Raw genomic sequence first — 18,491 nt, 5'->3', positions numbered from 1 at the left:
ATGCCCTTGCTGCTTAGCGGGCAATCCGGTTTCTACTTCCAGAACTGGGAGCACAGCTTTTCCCAGGCCCAAAAACCGTTGGTCTACACCATGATCCTGGTCACGCTCCTGATCATGGCCTATGCGTCCATTCTTCTTTATCGCCGCTTTTTCTTCCGCGAAACGGCTTTCTTTGCGGTTCAGGAAGCCGCAGTGATCCACGAGATCATCCACCAATCCGTCAGGGAACGTTCAAAGTACGACATCAACTTTCAAACTGAAAAAGCCAGGCGGGTTCAGTTTTCCTGCTCGCCATGGAAATTCGAACCAGGCCGGGGACTTATCCTGGAGCTTTCCGGATTCCTCCAGCCTCAATCCACATGGGTCGGGCGCACGGTATCCAGTTATTTCAAGGTCTCTACAACGCAAAAAGAGCCGAAATGGTCTTTTTTTTATTTTTCCTCCACCATAACGGACCTTTCGTATGACAAATCCAGACCGTGCATCATCCTCGAGACGCCGAAATGCCTGGAGCGCAAGCAGCGCAGATCCCACCTGCGCCTGGACCCGCCCCGCGAGGACATTCCCGAACTCCGCATCTGGCCGGAAACCCTCTCCAACCTGGATCATTATGGCGATGCGCCTCCATTGCTTCATTATCTGCACAGCGAAACAGACAACACGTTTTTGATCCGCAACATCTCCGCGGGTGGCCTGTTGCTGGAGATTCGACAGCCGGTGGATCACGAAGTCGCCGAGGCAATGGAGAAGGGAAAGCGGCTTTTCATCAGTTTGTACCTTAGAGACCTGCAGCACCCTCATAACAATGAATACCGCCTGCTCGCACAGATTCGCAAATCGTTCATGGAACCGGGAAACGCCGAAACTGGAAAGCTTCTCGTGGGGCTGTTGTTTGTCGCCCACAAACCGCGGGGGCAGCCGAAAGCTCAAGACCGCTGGCTTCCCCTGAACGAAAAGGGCGTAGAAGAGATCGAGGATTGGGTTTTCAAGCGGCATCTCCAGATTTATCAGCAGAAAGGATTGACCTGACCCAACCCAGATCCATTGCGTATCAAGGCCAACAGATATGATAATCCGTCCAGCATATGCTGAACTCAACGCGGGAAGTGGCTTGGCTGATTTTGCGTGCTCGCACATTTGACGGAGCCAGGATTTGTTCATCAAACCGTTTACGATGATTTGCGCATTTAATACTGTTTATTTGAGCGATGGCTTGATGTTACGAAGCTGGTGAGGAGTTGCGAGGCCGAAAATCCAGATACGCCGGACCGCCGGTTGATAGTGACCACAATATCGGGAGGAAGCTTGGAAGAGGGCATTGAAGGAAAATTCTGGAATATGTTCAAACGGATCTTTCGCAAAGGCGATTCGTCCAATATCGAAGCCATCATTCTGGCGGCCAAGGAAGAAGGCGAAATCCGCAAGGAGGAGGCCGCCATCGTCCTGAAGGTCCTGCGTCTGGGACGCAAACAGGTCCATGAAATCATGATTCCGCGCACGGACATCGACTGCGCCGAGATCGAGGACAAAATCGAGGACGTGGCTGAAATGATCATTGCCCATGGGCATACCAGAATCCCGGTTTACAAGGACAACAAGGACAACATCATCGGCATCGTTCATGCCAAGGATTTGCTCCAGTTCATTCTGCATCCCAACTCCTCTCCCCGGGGCAACCTGGAGAGCGTGATGCGGGAGCCCTTGTTCATCCCTGAAACGAAAAACGTCATGGAAATGCTTCTGGAGTTTCAAAGCCGGAAAAATCATTTGGCCATCGCCCTGGACGAGTACGGCGGAACATCCGGGATGCTCACCTTCGAGGACGTGCTGGAGGAAATCGTCGGCGACATCGAGGACGAGTACGATGCGCCAAGGCCGGACGACATCCAGGTCCAGGATGACGGCAGCTACCTCGTTTCCGGCCGAACGGAACTGGTGGAACTGCGGGAGCACCTCGTGGTGCACCTGGAAAGCGAGCAGGTGGACACCATCGGGGGATATCTTTCCCAGTTGGCGGGCCGGGTCCCCCGCAAGGACGACGCCTTTGAAATCCAGGGTTACCGATTCCAAATCAAGGACGCTGATCAGAAAAAGGTCCGCTGGATCGAGGTTCGCCTCCTGCCCGAAAACTCTACAAGTGAAGATTGATGCTCACACCTGTCTTGATCTCTCTGCTGGGGGCATGGTTCGGCCATGCCAACCCCGTATCCCATATACCCGGCGTTGTTTTCCTTTTTCCCGCGGTTTTGATCTGGCTTGGACTGCGTGAAACAACTCCCCGCGCAGCTTTCCGCAGCGGCTGGATCTGCGGCAGCATCGCCTTTGCCGCTTGCCTGTACTGGGTTTTCATCCCCGTCCATGTCCACGGCGGACTGCACTGGATACTGGCCCTGCCTTGCCCTCTGCTGCTGGGCATGTACCTGGGCCTCTATTCAGGTCTTTTTTCCGCGCTGATCCGATGGATGCACCCGACGCTTCCTCCTGTCGCCTTGGCTCTCGGCGCCGGAGTGCTCTGGGGCGCCCTGGAAATGGCACAGGGGACCTTGTTCACCGGCTTTTCCTGGCTGACCCTGCCCGCGGCCATGGCGCCCTGGCCCGTGGCTGTTCAGCCTCTGGCTCTGGTTGGTGAATACTGGCTGTCCGCCATTTTCGTGACCTGTACAGCTTGGCTGATGCTGTCTTTCAGAAGCAGACGCTGCCTGATTCTCGGCGTTTCCTCGATTCTGCTGCTGATCTTGTACGGCGCAACCACGGTGAATTCGCCCCTGCCCGAGGGAGAACGAATCCGGGTTGCCCTTGTTCAGGGCAACATCGACCAGAGCCTGAAATGGAACCCGGAGTTCCAGGAGGCCACGATCCTGGAATACCTGCAGCTGACGCGAAAGGAGATGTCCTCCCAGCCGGATCTGGTAATCTGGCCGGAAACGGCAATTCCGTTCTATCTGCAGGAGGAAAACGCCCTGTCCCGGCAGGTCCGCGATTTTGTCAGGACCAACAGGTTCACGTTGCTCACCGGAGCCCCGCGCTACCAGGTGGATCTGCTGACCGGGGAGATCAGCTATGCCAACTCCGCTTTCCTGCTCAATCCCAATGGGGAAACCATCGCCGTCTACGACAAGGAGCATCTTGTACCGTTTGGGGAGTACGTTCCGTTGAGCAGCCTATTTCCCTTCATCAGTCGACTGGCCCATGGGGATGGGGAATTCGTCCCCGGCAACAACCCCGAGCCCCTGCGTATGGACTGGCTTGCTCTGGGCATGCTCATTTGTTACGAAGCCATTTTTCCCGGGTTGAGCCAGGAACGGATTCGCGCCGGTGCGAATCTCTTGGTGAACATCAGCAACGATGCCTGGTTCGGCCACTCTTCAGCTCCTCGTCAGCACTTGCATCAGGCTGTTCTCCGGGCCGTGGAGCAAGGCCGCTACCTTGTCCGTTCCACCAATACAGGCATCACGGCCGTTGTCGATCCCCGCGGACGACGACTCGAGTCAGGCACTCTCTTTCAACGGCTGACGCTGTCATATCCGGATATTCGTCTTCTTGATGAAAAAACATTGTTTCATCGTCACTACTCGTTGTTCCGATGGTCGCTTCCGGGAGCGGCCCTGCTGGTCATGATCATCGTATGGTGGGCAGGCCGAGGTCGTCCTATTAAAAATCATTAGTTGCAAATCACCACAAAATTATTACTTTTTTGAAATTCCATTCGCAAAGTCTGATCGTCAGCAAAAACTGTCCGCTTTGCCTTGGTTCACGAGTCTTCCTCTCGAAGGTGCATGCGTAAATGATCTGACCGCCAAATATTTGATGGCGGAAGACAAAGGCAGAGAGAGAAAGACAGTAAATCAATACGTTGCAAGTCGCATCGAAATGTTCAATTATGGGACATTTAAAATTTTCGGAGAATAATGTTATGAGCATGGCTGAAGTCCAACGCGCCAACGATAGCAGGAAAGTGTTGCAACTCTCGGAATTGAAGACCGAGAGCGCCGCCCTGGAGAACCAGTTCAACAGTTTCTGGAGGAGTCTTTGACCACGATTCCTACGAAGCCCGACTCGTGGAGATCGACAAGGCCATCTCCCACCCTGAGGCCTGGAACGATCCACGCAGCATGACCCCCCTGCTCCAGGAAAAGACACGCCTGAGCGGCTCTCTCGATGAGTGGAAAGCCCTGGACAAGGCAAAGCAGGACCTGCGGGACTGGCTGACCATGGCCGAGGATGAGCCGGAAAAGGAAGTCCTGGAGGAAGTCCAGCGCCACATCGGCATCCTTGCCCAAAGGCTGCAGCAGGCGGAACTGCACACCCTGCTCAGCGCGCCGGAAGACCAGCATCCGGCCATTCTGGAAATCCACCCCGGCGCGGGGGGCACGGAAGCCCAGGACTGGGCGGAAATGCTGCTGCGCATGTACAAGCGATGGTGCGAACGCCATCAGTTCCGTATCCAGCTTCTGGATTATCTTCCGGGTGATGAGGCCGGCGTGAAAAGCGTGGTGCTCCAAATTGAGGGCCCCTATGCCTACGGGCTGTTGAAAAGCGAAAAGGGCATTCACCGCCTGATCCGCATCTCTCCTTTCGATGCATCAGGTCGGCGGCACACCTCCTTCGCTTCGGTGGACGTATATCCGGACGTAGGCCAGGAAATCGAGATCGAAATCAATGAAGAGGATCTGCGTATCGACGTGTTCCGGGCCAGCGGCCCCGGGGGGCAGCACGTGAACAAGACCAGTTCAGCGATCCGGATCACGCACCTGCCCACGAACATTGTCACCCAGTGCCAGAATGAAAAGTCCCAGCACCGGAACAAGGATTCGGCCATGAAGATGCTCAAGGCCCGGCTTTACGAACTGGAACTGCGCAAACGCGAGGACGAGAAGCAGGCCCAGTATGCCACAAAGGACTCCATAGCCTGGGGCAGCCAGATTCGAACATATACCATGCAGCCGTATCGCCTGGTCAAGGATCACCGCACCAACTTCGAAATGGGCAATGTCGAGGCTGTACTGGATGGGGACATCGACGGGTTTATCCGCAACCATCTTCTTGAAACGCATATGCAACGAATCGGTTGATCGCGCTCCCATGGATACTTCTCACGACGTGCTGGCAGAACTGGAAATTCTGCGTGCGGAAATTTCCCGCCTTAAACCGGATGCCGTATATAACGACAATGGTCCGGTTGCTGTTCTGTTCCGCATTCTGGATGATTTTTCCCGGCCCCGGCAGGCGGAACTGGAATCCCGGCTGAATCCCCTGCCCTGGATGATCATGCCCTTGGACGGCGAGCTGTATCCCGCCCTGACCCGAATCCAGCAGAAAATCAACGACCTCAGTCACGCGGCCGGACATGACCATTTGACCGGACTGGCGTTGCGCGGTGTCTTCGAGCAGACCCTGCACAGCGAGATGGAACGGACTCGACGCTCCGGACTGTCCCTGAGCCTGGCCATCCTGGATATTGACGATTTCAAAAAGATCAACGACATCTGCGGCCATGTCCACGGAGATCTGGTTCTACGTTCCGTGGCCGCAATCCTGCGCGACAACATCCGGCAGTCCGACCTGGGCGTCAGGCTGGGTGGCGAGGAATTCGCAATTCTCATGCCGGATACCACCCAGACCAGTGGCGCACTCCTGCTTGCTCGAGTCATGGACGCCGTCCGCAACCTGCGTTTTGACTGCCCGAATCCGGCCATGAAACCGCAGGTTACCGTTTCAGTTGGACTAGCCTGCTACAAAGGCTTCAAGAAATTGCAGCCCCAGGAACTGGTGGAAATGGCGGACCAGGCGTTGTATGCCGCAAAACAATCCGGAAAAAACCGCCTGGTGAAATCGCCTTTCCGGGACATTTCGCCGGAGCTGTCTTCGCATACCCTGGTTGATTCGGATGAAAAAAACTACCTGTTCCGGGCGCTTTCGTCCTGATTCATCACGGTGATACAACTACGACATCATTATGAACACCACGATCAATAAAACTCTGAGCATTGCCGTTTTCAGCGGCAAGGGGGGAGTTGGCAAATCCAGTTTAAGCGCCAACCTGGGCTACTGCCTCAGCCAACTGGGACACAAATGCCTGTTGCTGGATTGCGATTTAGGTCTGGCAAACCTGGATGTGCTGCTGGGAATATCCAGCGAAATCACCATTCAGGACCTGCTCTCCAGCGATATCTCCGCGGCCGGCATCGTTCAACCCATAGCCCCCAACCTGGACCTGCTGCCCTCCGCCTCCGGTGTTCCCGAGCTGGTCGAAATGGACGAGGACCAGCGCGGCCTGTTGCTGGAAAAGCTGCAGCCGATCATTTCCACGTATTCTTTTGTGATTCTGGATCTGGCCGCGGGGCTGAACCCCACCCTGCTCTCCATGGCCCAGGCCGCGGCCAAACGGATCGTCGTCCTGACCCCGGAGCCCACCTCGCTCACGGATGCCTATGCCGTAATCAAGGTATTGTCCGCCAAGACGGGTTTGCAAGACTTTTTGATTCTGGCCAATCAGGTCCAGGACCGAGAAGAGGCTCAGACCACGTTTCACCGTCTGGATGCAGCTGTACGCAAATTTCTCAGTTTTCACCTGAACTATCTGGGAATGGTGCGCAACGATCCCAACATGGGGATAGCCGTGAGCAGGCAGCAGGCCCTGGTCGAAATGGCGCCCGATTGCATTGCGGCCCAAGATATCCGGGTTCTGGCCGAGCGCATCCAGAGTCTGCGGACGGCCTTGCTGCCGGATTTGGCGAATAATCCTGTATTGAGAAATTTCTAACCGTTCACCGCGAAAAACTATTGCCTGTGCGTGGGTGAGCCATTTACGTGCAGTGTTTTGAATTTTCTTTTTTTCAGCATTCCAACCTATAGAATTCTATCACGAATCAGTGTATGGACATCTTGATGTTTCGCATGCTGTTCCATTTCATCGCCGTTACTCTGGGGGAAAGCACATGAACAAGAGCGAATTGATCAAAACTCTGTCTGAACAAAATGACATTCCGATGGAAGAAGCCACCGTTGTGGTGAATACGTTTTTTCAGTCCATCAAGGACTCGATGATCCAGGGTGATCGGGTGGAAATCAGAGGGTTCGGCAGCTTCAAGGTCAAGGATTACCAAGGTTACAAAGGACGCAACCCGAAAACCGGGCAGTCCGTGGAAGTCAAACCCAAACGCCTGCCGTTCTTCCGGCCTGGCAAAGAGCTGAAGGACCATTTGAACGAGGATGTTTCCTGATCTTCGCAGTCATTGAATCCCGCATTCAGCTTGAGGAGCCCCAGCCGCCTCACGCACCGATACGATCATCGGCATGACGTTCGGGCATCAGGGGCTCGACGTTTTGAACGTCAGGGGCGCGCCTGGGTTTCGCCTTTTGAGCACGCAAAGTGTTTTTCCATGAACATGCCTCACAAGCATGCCGGATATATCCCTTACGCAAGACTTGTATCAGCCCCAAAAAAATACATGAACCAACATATTTTCACGAGCGATCTTTTCGGTCCCTGGGTGCAGTGCTTCAAGATGCAGGGCAGCGGCAATGATTTCGTGCTCCTGGACAACCGCGAGCTGCGTCTTGCTCCCTCGGAAATGGCCGGCTGGGCCAGAGCCGTCTGCCGTAAGGCCTTCGGCATGGGAGCGGACGGCTTGATCTTCCTGGACAAGAGCCATGACCGGGCCGATGTGGACTATTTCTGGCACTTCTTCAATGCCGACGGCTCCAGGGCTGAAATGTGCGGCAACGGGTCGCGGTGCGCGGCGAGACTGGCCTTTGAACTCGGCCTTGCCGGGAAAGAGCACGCTTTGGGCACGGATGCCGGCCCCATCAAGGCCGAGGTGTTTCCGGAACAGGATCTGGCCAAGGTCCAGCTCACTCCGGCCCGCGATCTGCAGCTCAACATCGCCCTCACCCTTGAGGAGCAAGCCTTTAACGTGCACTTCGTCAACACCGGCGTTCCCCACTTGGTGGTTTTCGTGCCGGATGTGCAGTCCGTCAACATCCCGGAACTCGGTCCCCGGTTCCGCTACCATCCCCGCTTCGCTCCTGGTGGCGCCAACGTCAATTTCGTCCAAATCGTGGACTCCGGTAATCTCTTGCTGCGCACCTACGAGCGCGGCGTTGAGGGAGAGACGTTTGCCTGCGGCACCGGGGCCGCCGCATCTGCTCTGATATCCCATGCTCTGGCCCATACCGGCGTTCACGTTCAGGTAAAAACTTCGGGACAAGACCTGCTCGGGATTACCATCGATAATGACTCCCTGTTTCTGACCGGCAAGGCCATGCTCGTGTTTGTGGCCAACCTGAACCTGCGTGCATTGGGTCTCGTTCTGCCCACACAGCCCTGAACAAGGCCCAGCTCTCCGCGAATTTCCCAAAGCCAGCTCAAACGAGCAGCACAAGGAGGAACAATGTCTTTCACTGGTGCATTTACAGCCCTGGTAACTCCATTCAAGAACAACGTGATCGATGAAGAAGCGTACAGAAACCTGATCGAGTGGCAAATCGAGCAGGGCATCAACGGGCTTGTGCCCTGCGGAACCACGGGGGAGTCGGCAACCCTGTCCCATGCCGAACATGCCCAGGTCGTGAAGATCTGCGTTGACCAGGCCAAGGGACGGGTTCCGGTGCTGGCGGGTTCCGGCTCCAACAGCACCAGGGAAGCCGTCGAGCTGACCAAGGTGGCCAAGCAGGCCAAGGCCGACGGCGCCCTGCTGATCACGCCCTACTACAACAAACCCACCCAGGAAGGGTTGGTTGCCCACTTCAAGACCATTGCCAAGGAAGTTTCGATCCCCCTGATCCTCTACAACGTACCGGGGAGAACCTGCGTCAACCTGCTTCCTGAAACCCTGGCCAGACTTTTTCGTGAGGTGCCGGAAGTGAAGGGCGTGAAGGAGGCCACTGGCAATATGGCTCAGGTTTCCGAAGTTCTGGAGTATTGCGGCGCCGACTTCATCATCCTTTCCGGCGACGACTTCACCGTCCTGCCCACCCTGGCTCTGGGAGGCAAGGGCGTCATCTCCGTGGTATCGAACATCGTGCCGGACAAAATGAGCGCCATGTGCAGCGAGTTCCACGCCGGCAACCTGAGCAAGGCCCAAGATCTGCACTACGAGATGTCCCCTCTGTGCCGGGCCATGTTCCTGGAAACCAACCCCGGACCGGCCAAGACGGCCCTGGCTCTGATGGGCCGAGTCAAGCCGGAGTTGCGCCTGCCCATGGTCCGCCTCCAGCCCAACAGCGAAGCCCGGCTCAAAGACATCCTCGGCCAAGCCGGATTGATCACCATGAAAAAATAGCGACCGGGAAGCCCATTTTCAGCACCACAGGGACGGGACCACCCCCGTCCCTTTTTTGTTGGTCAGCCGGGAGATTGCGGAAAGGGTATTCTCACTATAACGACACTTTTGAAACAACAGCGGGCGAGGCCTCCGAGCTTGTGTTCTCGTGAACAGCTCATCAACCCGACATTCCATCATGCGAACCTATATCAAACTGCTCTGCACCTCCATGTTCTGGGGGGGAACCTTTGTTGCCGGTCGTCTGGTGTCCCGGGAACTGCCGCCCTTTTCCGCGGCCTTCCTGCGCTTTGCCATCGCCTCGGTTTGCCTGGTTATCCTGGTGCGAATCTACGAGGGCGGCCTGCCCCGACCGCGGGCAGCGCAGATTCTGCCCATCATCGTGCTGGGTCTGAGCGGGATTTTTGCCTACAATGTTTTGTTCTTCATCGGCTTGCAAACCGTTGAAGCCGGACGCGCCGCTGTAATCGTGGCCACCAATCCGATCTTCGTGGCCTTGTTGGCGGCCCTGCTGTTCCAGGAACCGTTGGGCCCCGGGCGGCTGGTCGGCATCGGTCTGTCCGTATCCGGCGCCGTGCTGGCCATCACCGGCGGACATCCCCTGGCCCTGTTCAATCAGGTCCTGACCTGGGGCGACGTCGCCATTTTCGGATGCGTTGCCAGCTGGGTGACCTACCTGCTGGTAGGCAAGGTGATGATGCAAAACCTCTCCCCCCATGCCGCCGTAACCTACTCATGCCTTGCCGGCACGGTTATGCTCCTGCCCTTCAGCCTGACGGAAGGATTGATCGGGCATCTGCGCCTGATCCCCTGGACACTCTGGGCGGCCCTGCTCTATCTAGGCATGTTCGGAACCGTGCTGGGCTTCACCTGGTTTTATCAGGCCGTGAAGGAAATCGGACCCTCCAGAGCCGCGGTCTTCATCAACTTCGTGCCCATCTGGGCCATTGTTTCCGGTTTCCTGATCCTCGGTGAAAGCCTTAACCTGACCCTGATCATGGGCGCCGCCATGGTCGGAGGGGGCGTCTATCTGACCAACCGGAAGATGAAGACGCCCGGCGCCGAAATACGTCCCCGGCCCTGACGACTTCGTTGCCGACCCAGCTCAGGAACCAAACATAACCCTCCAGGCCGCGAAACCCATGCATACCGCACCCATCTCTGCGCAATCGCATCCCCCCCTCAAGCTTTCCTGGCTGATCTGGGCCCTGGGAGCGAGCCTCTATTTCATGAGCTTTTATCAGCGGGTGGCGCCGGCGGTGATGACGGATCTGCTGATGAGCGACTTCCAGATCGGCGCCGCGGCCCTGGGTAATTTTTCAGCCTTTTACTTCTACAGCTACGTGGCCATGCAGGTGCCCACCGGAATTCTGGCCGACCATTGGGGGCCGCGTCGATTGCTTACCGCCGGCGCCCTGCTGGCCGCCCTGGGCACCATTTTCTTTGCCATGGCCGACACCGTGATTCTGGCGAACATCGGTCGGCTGCTCATCGGCGGTTCCCTCGCCGTGGCCTGGGTGACCCTGATGAAGCTGGCCATGCACTGGTTTCCGTTGCGCATGTTCGCTTTTGTCACCGGCATCGGACTCCTGGTCGGAGTGATCGGCGCGGTCACCGCCGGAGCCCCCCTGCGCCTGATGGTGGATGTGATGGGCTGGCGCGGGGTGATGTGGGCTTTGGGCCTGGTCATTCTGGCAGTAGGGATCGCCATCTGGATCATCGTCCGGGACGACCCCGCGGACCGGGGCTATGCATCCTACAATCCGCTGACCAAGTCCGGATCGAAATTTTCCATGGACAGCCTGCTCCGGGGCCTTGGCCGGATCTTTCGCTATCGCAATACGATCCTGCTGTCCGTATCCCAGGGCGGCATGGTGGGCACGGTTTTGGCCTTCAGCGGCCTGTGGGGCGTTCCATACCTGGAAGTCCGCTATGGCCTGTCCCCTCTGGCCGCGGCAGCCCTGACCTCCTCCGTGATGATTGCCTGGGCCCTTTCCGGCCCGATTTTCGGCTACGTTTCGGACAGACTGTGCGTCCGAAAACAACCCTATGTGGCCGCATCCATGACCGCCCTGGCCGCATGGTCGGCGGCCCTGCTCATTCCCGGACTGCCCCTGCCCCTGTTCACCGTGATCGTGCTGATAGCGGGTTGCGCCTGCGGCGTGGTCATCGTGGGCTTCGCCTATGCCAAGGAGTCCGTGCCCGCCGGCTTGGCCGGCACAGTGGCCGGGGTCTGCAACATGGGCACCATGTCCGGCCCAATGATCCTCCAGCCCCTCATCGGCTGGCTCCTGGATCGCCGGTGGAGCGGCGCAATGGTTGACGGTGTCCGTGTCTACGAGGCCCAAGACTACCAATTCGCCTTTCTGCCCATGATCGGCTGGCTCTGCATCACCGTAATCTTGGCCTGGTTCACCAGCGAAACCTCCTGCCGTCCGCCCCGGGACGATTCATGAACGACCCGAGGATTAATTTGTGTCCCAGCTGAATAGGGGATATGCAGGCTTTTTTGGTCGCTTAAGATATGCTTTGGATTGGTGGGGCTGGGCCATGTGCGAATAACTGTCAGCTGTCCTACTCACGTCACCCCAAACCGGAGGTTTTTACATATGAAACTGGCGAGCAGGATGTTGATCTGCATCGGCATAATCTGCCTGTTTACGACGTTTTCATGGGCACAGGATACATCCACTACGCCCCGTGACAACAACGGACAAAAATGGCGGATCGGTTATCTGGAGGGGGGATCCTTTCCGGATTATGAAATGATTTTTCTGAAAATCGTCTCAGGATTGATGGATCTGGGTTGGATTAAGCCCATGACCCTGCCGGAGGCTTACGATCCGGATCATCGGCGGATGTGGGAATGGGTGGCGGACAACGCCCAGTCCGATTATCTGGAATTCGTCAAGGACGCCTTTTACACCTCGGGGTTCAAGGCGGAAAATCGCCAAGCCACCAAAGCTGAGCTGATCGGCCGACTGCAACAAGCCAAGGATTTGGATCTGATCTTGGCCATGGGCACCTGGGCCGGGCAGGATCTGGCCAATGACCAGCATTCCGTGGCCACTGTGGTCGCCTCCACCAGCAATCCCTTGGGTTCGGGAATCATCAAGAGCATTGACGACTCAGGCTTTGACCACCTCCACGCCAAAGTGGAGCCGGAACGCTACGCCCAACAGTTGCGACTGTTTCACGACATTATCGGCTTCACCAGCATGGGCTTGGTCTACGAAAACAGCACTGAGGGCCGGACTTTTGCCGCACTGGACGAGGCCGAGATGGTGGCCAAGGAGCGGGGTTTTACCCTGAAAAGTTGTTTCGCCAGCAACAACAACGTCAGCCTGGAACAGGCCTCTGCCGAGGTCAAGGCGTGTTATGAGGAATTGGCCCCCCAGGTGGAGGCCATGTATATCACGGTTCATCGGGGTGAGAGCTTGCAAAACCTGCCCCACCTGCTTGCTCCGCTGGTGGAGCATGGCGTGGCCTCGTTCTCCATGGCCGGATCGGATTTGGTCAAGCACGGCGCCCTGCTCAGCATAGCTCAGGCAGGATTCACCTATGTGGGCAGATTCCACGCGGAAACCGTGGCCAAAATTTTTAACGGCGCGAAACCCCGCGATCTGTCACAACAATGGAACGCTCCGCCCAAGATTGCCATCAACCTGGGCACCGCTGAAATGATCGGCTTTGATCCGCCCTTCCACATCTTGGCTGCAGCGGACGAAATCTACGACAAAATTGAAGAGGTTCCCTAACGGATCCAGGGCAACTGCCCTTGTAGCTGAAACAAAAAGAGCTCGGCGGCGGCTCCATTTTCTATTCCTGTGGACCATGAAGCTTGGGCCGGAAGATTCGTTTTTCAGACTGGAATCATTTGCCGGGCCAGGATCAGCTCACGCAGGCGCGTTTCCGATGGACCGCCGCTCCGTTCAAAACAATCCAAAGCCCGATCCGCGCCGGTTTTGCCAGTGCGCAGTACCCAGAGCGGATAGGCCAGCATCCAGGATTGGTCCTTGGTCAAAGCGTTGCCGGCGATTTCCAGCACCTCGGCGCAGATCCGGCGCAGCGTGATTCCGGCGAATTCCCCGTCCAGGGCGTTTCGCATGGCCTGTTCCCGCAGGCCGAGCCAATCCGACCAGGCATGGCCGGCCACCAGCCGCTTTGTTCGATCCAGATCCCGCAACAACCCGTATTGTATTGCGCTGGGTGATACGACTGCCGAGGCTCCAACTTCCTCTTCTGCCAGGTCCAGCAGTTCCCGATCCGCGAAAGTGGCCCCGGAGGCCCGTCCTTCCAGGTAGCAAAACTCCGTGTTTTCCTGAAAAAAATCCTCCAACTGATCCGGTCGATCTTGCAGCAGGGCAATAAAACACTCCAACTCCGGCAGTTCGGATTTGAAGGCATAGCGCAACCGGCAGTCGCTGTATTGGGCGAACTGGTGTTCTTCCAGGTGCTGGAGGGTCGGTGTCATGATCTTGGCCGCTCCTGGGCCGTAGGGCGCGGTCCAGCATGGGCCGTCGCGCAGAAAATCCAGCAGGGGCGGATCGCCTGGAACGAGAGAGACTTCGCTGATGGACTTCCCCTGGCCGCGCTGCGCGGCGAACCACATCTGGGTGCCCGGGCCGAACATCCAGGTCAGGTAGTCTGCCAGGTTGCAAAACGGCCGGACCGGAGCCCGGTGCAGCTTGTGGTCTCCAGGCATCCGCGAGCAGTCCAGCTGGCGAGGCCAGATGGTCAACCGGTTTTCCTTATATTTGGTAAGCGTGCCGGCCTCGAACGGACTGTTGGCGTACAAGGCGATGAAGGCAGGGGCCAGGGCCAGCAGACAGTTCAGGCCACTGATCGCCCGAGTGAAGTCCAGCCCAGTGCTCGGACTGTTCTGCGCCTTGGCGTCGAACCCGGACATGTGATTCCAACCGCGGTGCAGGATCTGATAGTCGTAAATGGCCTTGGGAGCACGCGTTGTGTAATACAGCGTCTCATTCACCATCACGTTGGGATGCTCGCTGAAATTGATGACCATGGCCCCTTCTTGGGCCAGGGCCGCGCTGACGTCCCGGAGTTCCCGGCGGATCATCGCGGCCAGGGCGTCAAGACTGTCTTCTCCTTTAACCACCGGCCCCAGAGAGCTTTCCAGGTTGTTGAACGCATTGTCCACGGAGTGCAGTCCGCGCGTGCTCCGCAAACCGTATACCCGCCCATGGTCATGCAAGGGTTGCGTGACCAGACCCTGCTCCGCGAGGATTTGGTCCAAATTGGAAAAAAAACCGCATACCGGGTGGGACGCACCGCTGACGGCATCCGCGGTCGGCATTTCCAACTCCACACCCAGGCTGCACAGGTCCGCGCGGAGGGCGGCCATTGGTTCAGACCCTCTGCCCATACTGGTGAGGCTCCTGCTCGCGTGCCAACAGGAGGAACAGTCCCGACAGAATAATGTAGCCCAGACCAAGGACCGCGAGTCCCTGGGAAATGCTGATACCGGACATCAGCAGGCCCAGTAAGAGCGGGCCGAGCATCTGGCCCAGTTTGTCCATGGCCCGTTGGATGGCCATGGCCTTGCCGGGACCCAGTTCGTTGGTGGCGTGCAGCTTCAGGGCAAAGGCTGTCTGGGCCGAGGAGCCGATGCTGCTGGCCACGCCCAGCAGGAAAATGGCCGCAATAACAGCCAGAAAACCCTGGTGCGCGTAGAGCAGGGTCAAACCCAGCCCCCCCACCAGTCCGCCTGCGACGATGAATGCGATTTTGTTTTCATGAAGGTCCACGAATTTGCTGATCTGGGGGGCCAGATAGACCACGGACAGCCCGTAGATCATCAATACGCGGCCAATGTCCGACTGTTCCACGCCGAGATGGTCCAGATAAAGAGGCGTGGCGAAGAAAAGCAATCCCACCTGGCAGATGGAAAAAGGAATGACGCAACAGAAGATCAGGGCAAAGGTGTTTCGGTTGGTCAGATAGCGCAACAGGACGCGCGGCGAGACCATGACAGCCGGGCCTTGTCCGGAGGCAAGATCCGGCACGCGACGCATGAACAGATAATAAAGGAGCAGTGAGCAGGCCATCAGCACGGCTCCGACCAGGAATACCGTGCTGAATCCCACTCGTTCGGCCAACATGCCTCCCAGGGCCGTGCCGCAGATATGTCCGGAAAAAATCCCGGCCACGAAATGCGAGCTGCCTCGGGCTCGGGTGGTGGGGGTGGAATGGGTGAAAAGAAATGTTTGCAGGGACATCCAGGACAGTCCGTAGCCCAGGCCGCAGAGCCCGCGGGCCAGGATGTACTGGGTACCAGTGACGGCCTGGGAGCAAAAGAAGAGCCCCATGGCCGTGACCAGCACGCCGGCCAAAAACGGCGGCCGCCAGCCCTGCTTGTCAGCGGCCGCTCCCGCAATCAGGGAAGCCAGCAGGGCGCAGAGCATTTCCAGGGAAATGGGAAGGCCGAGAACCACGTCCCTGGGCAACCCCCATAGCGGGGTGTACAGTTCGCGCATTTGCAGCGGCACGAAGGAGACGGGCAGGGCAAAGGCGAACAGGAAGACAAAGGCCGCAAAGCGGCTCAACATCAGGGTGTCCAGGGTTTCCTGGTTTGCGTTGACGGTTTGGCGATTTTCTGGACGCTCCTTAATCCGGCTGACCAGGAAATAGATATGCTCCACGATAAACAAGGAAGCGATCAGGGCCACGGTCAACGAGTCGAGCAAGATTTTCAAGAGCATTGTACGCAGCGTAGCAACGTTCAATTCGGCTTGCAGCCGGCCGACCAAGCTTCCAGGTTCCGGCCCGGCCACCGGGAGGACAATCGACAAATCCGTGAGGGCCTGGAAGTTTGATACGTTCATCTCCCCGTCAATGGAGGCTTGGGCCAGAAGAGCACCCTGGGGGTCACGCAGACTCAAGCTCATGACTTCCGGGTTGCTCTCCAGGATCTCCAGCAGGAACTCGTCCATCCGGCTGATCCGCTCCAGGCTGGTCCCCCGGGTCAGCACCCGTTCCAACTCCTGGCGCAATAAGTCCAGCTGGGAGTGAACCCGCTCCTTGAGAACGTGCACATGATCATGGTGGAACCGCTGGACGTTCAGGCCGGCAAAACCGATCTGGGACAGAATCGTGACAAAAAGCACCCGAATGAAGATCCGTCGGCGCAGAGCAGCCAGGTCCATCTCATGGGTCCGGCGCAGCAGCATGAAAAGGGCGAGAGCCGCCGCGGCCGCGATGCCCAGCCCGTATAGCAGGCGCTGTTTCCAGAATACGCGCACCCCGTCCCGGATGTTATGCTTGTCAAACGCGAAGACTACGGTCCCAGCCAGAGCGGAGGTGACCGCGGTGCCCATCCAGGATTGTTCCGGGCCGAACAGCGGCAAGGCGATCTGATATACGCTCTGGTTTTCCCAGACCTCCAATAGGGGATCGGCCATGGTGATGACCTTGCCCTGGTCACTCGCTGAATGATCCAGCAAAACCGGGCTCTGTTCAAGGGGATGCAGGCTGTACAAGAGCTCCCCGTGAGCGGAATAGATCGCGATATTTGTCAGGTCGGTGTAACCGGCCGCGGCCCGGTTGATCAGCTTGTCCATGCCCAGCAAGTTGTCCAGAGGTTTGCCAAAGCGCAACGCGCCTTCCACCTGGCGCTTGAAATCTTTCTGGGGCACGGCGTACCTGGCCAGCTCCGAGGCCACGTGGATCTTTTCGAAGGAATTGGCCACCAGCACGACCATGAACGTCTGGGACAAAAGCAGAATCAGGATCGCGATGAGGGTGATTTTCTGAGTGTCGCGCATGGGCCCGTTCACGATTGAAGATAGATTTTCCGGGCGGACTTGAGCATCGGAGCAAGCAGCTCCCAGGTTGATCGGCCCAAGGCTTGCCCGACCGCGCACATGTTCACCGTTTCCCCGGCAAGAAGTATTTCGTCGCCGGGACCGGCCTGAGGGGCGTTGCTGACGTCAAGAAGGGACTGGGCCAGGGCCGGCTTGCCGATCAACGTGGCTGGTCTGCCATGGACCAGGGGGTGATACTTTCCAGCAAGATCGCCGTGCAGGCCCTGCAAATAGCCGCCTTGGATCACCGCGATCAGACCATCTTGGGACATGCGATACGCGCGATGATAGCCGACATGGACATTGGCCCTGACCACGCGCACTTGAATGATCCGCGTGGTCAGTTCGGCAATGGGCCTGGGCTGGTTATTCCAGGCGTTGGGTCGCTCCATGAAGCCATAGAACAGGGTACCTACGCGCAGGGCGTTGATACGGCCCGAACAGAGTTCCTCGGGGAATCCCAGCAGCCCGGTGGAGCTGCCCAGGTGGATCACCGGCGGCAACAGCCCCTGTTGTTGCAGATGGTCCAGGACAACCTGGAAGGCCTTGATTTGGCAACGGGTGTAGGTATTGCTCTCAATGTCGTCGTGAAAGGTGGAGGAGAGATGACTGTAGACCCCATCCACCCGGACATGGCGAATTCTGGCCAGATCAGACATCACCTTTCCGGCCCGGGCCACATCCACCCCGAACCGGAACAGACCGGTATCCACCTTGAGATGAACCGCGACCAGTTGGCCGCGACGGACCTGCAACCTGGCCAGCCGGGTCGCGAAGTCCTCATCCGCCACAGTCAATGTCAGGTCATGATTCAAAGCGTCGTGCAGGTTCGGATGCAGGGGATCGCTGAGAACGAGGATCGGGCCGGGTATGCCGGCTTGACGCAAAGCGATCCCTTCGTCGATCGAACTGACCACCAACTGTTCGATCCCGCACTGCTTGAGTTCCTGGGCGACGGGGACCGCGCCGTGGGCATAGCCATCGCATTTGACCACGCCCATCAGCTGAACATGGGCTGGAACATGAGAGCGAACCAATTGTACATTGGTCCGGAGTCGATTCAGGTGGATTCGGGCGGTCAGGCCTGTGTGAGAGTCAGCACAACGCAAGTCGGGTTGCATGCGCTGGGATGTTGGTGTTACTGTGATGGCTTCTTCACGTAAACAATCAAACGGCGCTTGGCGAGACCATGGGTCCATTATGATTCGTTTCCTGAACGAAAAGATTTGCTGATCAGCATGAATTTGGTCCTGGTAATCGTGTTTGTTGTTTACGTCTGCGCGTTACAGATCCGAATGTGGAGCAGGTCACGTTCGAGGCGGAGCAGCACGGCACCCGCGACGTTGTATGGTCTTGGACCGGTCACATCTGCGCATTAAGAAAT

At 57.6% G+C, this 18,491-nt stretch carries 15 protein-coding genes; 12 read left to right on the top strand and 3 right to left on the bottom strand.

Going from position 1 to position 18,491, the window contains the following annotated elements:
• From BLP93_RS05680 to BLP93_RS05625, 12 genes are all read left to right on the top strand, one after another.
• Positions 1-1,029: a PilZ domain-containing protein gene (locus BLP93_RS05680; RefSeq protein ID WP_092118362.1), complete on the top strand. Its 1,029-nt coding sequence runs from the start codon at positions 1-3 to the stop codon at positions 1,027-1,029.
• A gap of 309 nt (positions 1,030-1,338) precedes the next feature.
• Positions 1,339-2,148 (top strand): hemolysin family protein, encoded by an 810-nt coding sequence (locus BLP93_RS05675; RefSeq protein WP_244148652.1) that lies wholly within the window; start codon positions 1,339-1,341, stop codon positions 2,146-2,148.
• The gene (gene lnt / locus BLP93_RS05670; protein WP_092118356.1) at positions 2,148-3,665 is read left to right on the top strand and encodes an apolipoprotein N-acyltransferase; all 1,518 of its coding nucleotides are present in this window, start codon (positions 2,148-2,150) and stop codon (positions 3,663-3,665) included. Before BLP93_RS05675 ends, lnt begins: the two co-directional genes overlap by 1 nt.
• Before the next feature lie 290 nt (positions 3,666-3,955).
• Positions 3,956-5,072, top strand: a protein-coding gene (gene prfB, locus BLP93_RS05665) for a peptide chain release factor 2 (protein ID WP_208596577.1) whose coding sequence is annotated in 2 segments (ribosomal slippage) — positions 3,956-4,030 and positions 4,032-5,072 — 1,116 coding nt in all. Because the reading frame shifts where the segments join, the coding sequence is not laid out codon by codon here.
• A gap of 10 nt (positions 5,073-5,082) precedes the next feature.
• The gene (locus tag BLP93_RS05660) at positions 5,083-5,925 is read left to right on the top strand and encodes a GGDEF domain-containing protein (RefSeq protein ID WP_161946203.1); all 843 of its coding nucleotides are present in this window, start codon (positions 5,083-5,085) and stop codon (positions 5,923-5,925) included.
• A gap of 31 nt (positions 5,926-5,956) precedes the next feature.
• A complete protein-coding gene (locus tag BLP93_RS05655; protein WP_092118350.1) occupies positions 5,957-6,763 on the top strand; it encodes an AAA family ATPase in 807 nt (268 codons plus the stop codon).
• A 109-nt stretch (positions 6,764-6,872) separates the two neighbouring features.
• Positions 6,873-7,223, top strand: a complete 351-nt coding sequence (locus tag BLP93_RS05650) for an HU family DNA-binding protein (RefSeq protein ID WP_482156187.1) — start codon at positions 6,873-6,875, stop codon at positions 7,221-7,223.
• A 228-nt stretch (positions 7,224-7,451) separates the two neighbouring features.
• A complete protein-coding gene (dapF, locus tag BLP93_RS05645; RefSeq protein ID WP_092118344.1) occupies positions 7,452-8,330 on the top strand; it encodes a diaminopimelate epimerase in 879 nt (292 codons plus the stop codon).
• Between the two features lie 63 nt (positions 8,331-8,393).
• A complete protein-coding gene (gene dapA, locus BLP93_RS05640) occupies positions 8,394-9,284 on the top strand; it encodes a 4-hydroxy-tetrahydrodipicolinate synthase (protein ID WP_092118341.1) in 891 nt (296 codons plus the stop codon).
• 178 nt (positions 9,285-9,462) lie between these two features.
• Positions 9,463-10,368, top strand: a complete 906-nt coding sequence (locus BLP93_RS05635) for a DMT family transporter (RefSeq protein ID WP_092118338.1) — start codon at positions 9,463-9,465, stop codon at positions 10,366-10,368.
• A 58-nt stretch (positions 10,369-10,426) separates the two neighbouring features.
• Positions 10,427-11,740, top strand: coding sequence for an MFS transporter (locus tag BLP93_RS05630; RefSeq protein WP_092118335.1), 1,314 nt, complete (start codon positions 10,427-10,429; stop codon positions 11,738-11,740).
• Between the two features lie 153 nt (positions 11,741-11,893).
• Positions 11,894-13,042: an ABC transporter substrate-binding protein gene (locus tag BLP93_RS05625; protein ID WP_092118332.1), complete on the top strand. Its 1,149-nt coding sequence runs from the start codon at positions 11,894-11,896 to the stop codon at positions 13,040-13,042.
• 104 nt (positions 13,043-13,146) lie between these two features.
• On the opposite strand, the gene BLP93_RS05620 is transcribed toward BLP93_RS05625, so the two are convergent.
• The 3 genes from BLP93_RS05620 to alr are packed head-to-tail and all read right to left on the bottom strand — an operon-like array spanning position 13,147 to position 18,228.
• Positions 13,147-14,649, bottom strand: coding sequence for a glutamate-cysteine ligase family protein (locus BLP93_RS05620; protein ID WP_161946202.1), 1,503 nt, complete (start codon positions 14,647-14,649; stop codon positions 13,147-13,149).
• Positions 14,650-14,653: 4 nt separating this feature from the next.
• Positions 14,654-17,068, bottom strand: a complete 2,415-nt coding sequence (locus tag BLP93_RS05615) for an MFS transporter (RefSeq protein ID WP_092118326.1) — start codon at positions 17,066-17,068, stop codon at positions 14,654-14,656.
• Between the two features lie 8 nt (positions 17,069-17,076).
• On the bottom strand, positions 17,077-18,228 hold the full coding sequence (gene alr, locus BLP93_RS05610) for an alanine racemase (protein ID WP_279615051.1): 1,152 nt from the start codon (positions 18,226-18,228) through the stop codon (positions 17,077-17,079).
• Between the last annotated feature and the right edge of the window lie 263 nt (positions 18,229-18,491).

Origin of the sequence: Desulfonatronum thiosulfatophilum, from assembly GCF_900104215.1 — a bacterium.
GTDB classification, from domain to species: domain Bacteria; phylum Desulfobacterota; class Desulfovibrionia; order Desulfovibrionales; family Desulfonatronaceae; genus Desulfonatronum; species Desulfonatronum thiosulfatophilum.
The sequence above is the reverse complement of the archived record's forward strand: the minus strand, read 5'-3'. Positions and strand labels throughout refer to the sequence as shown.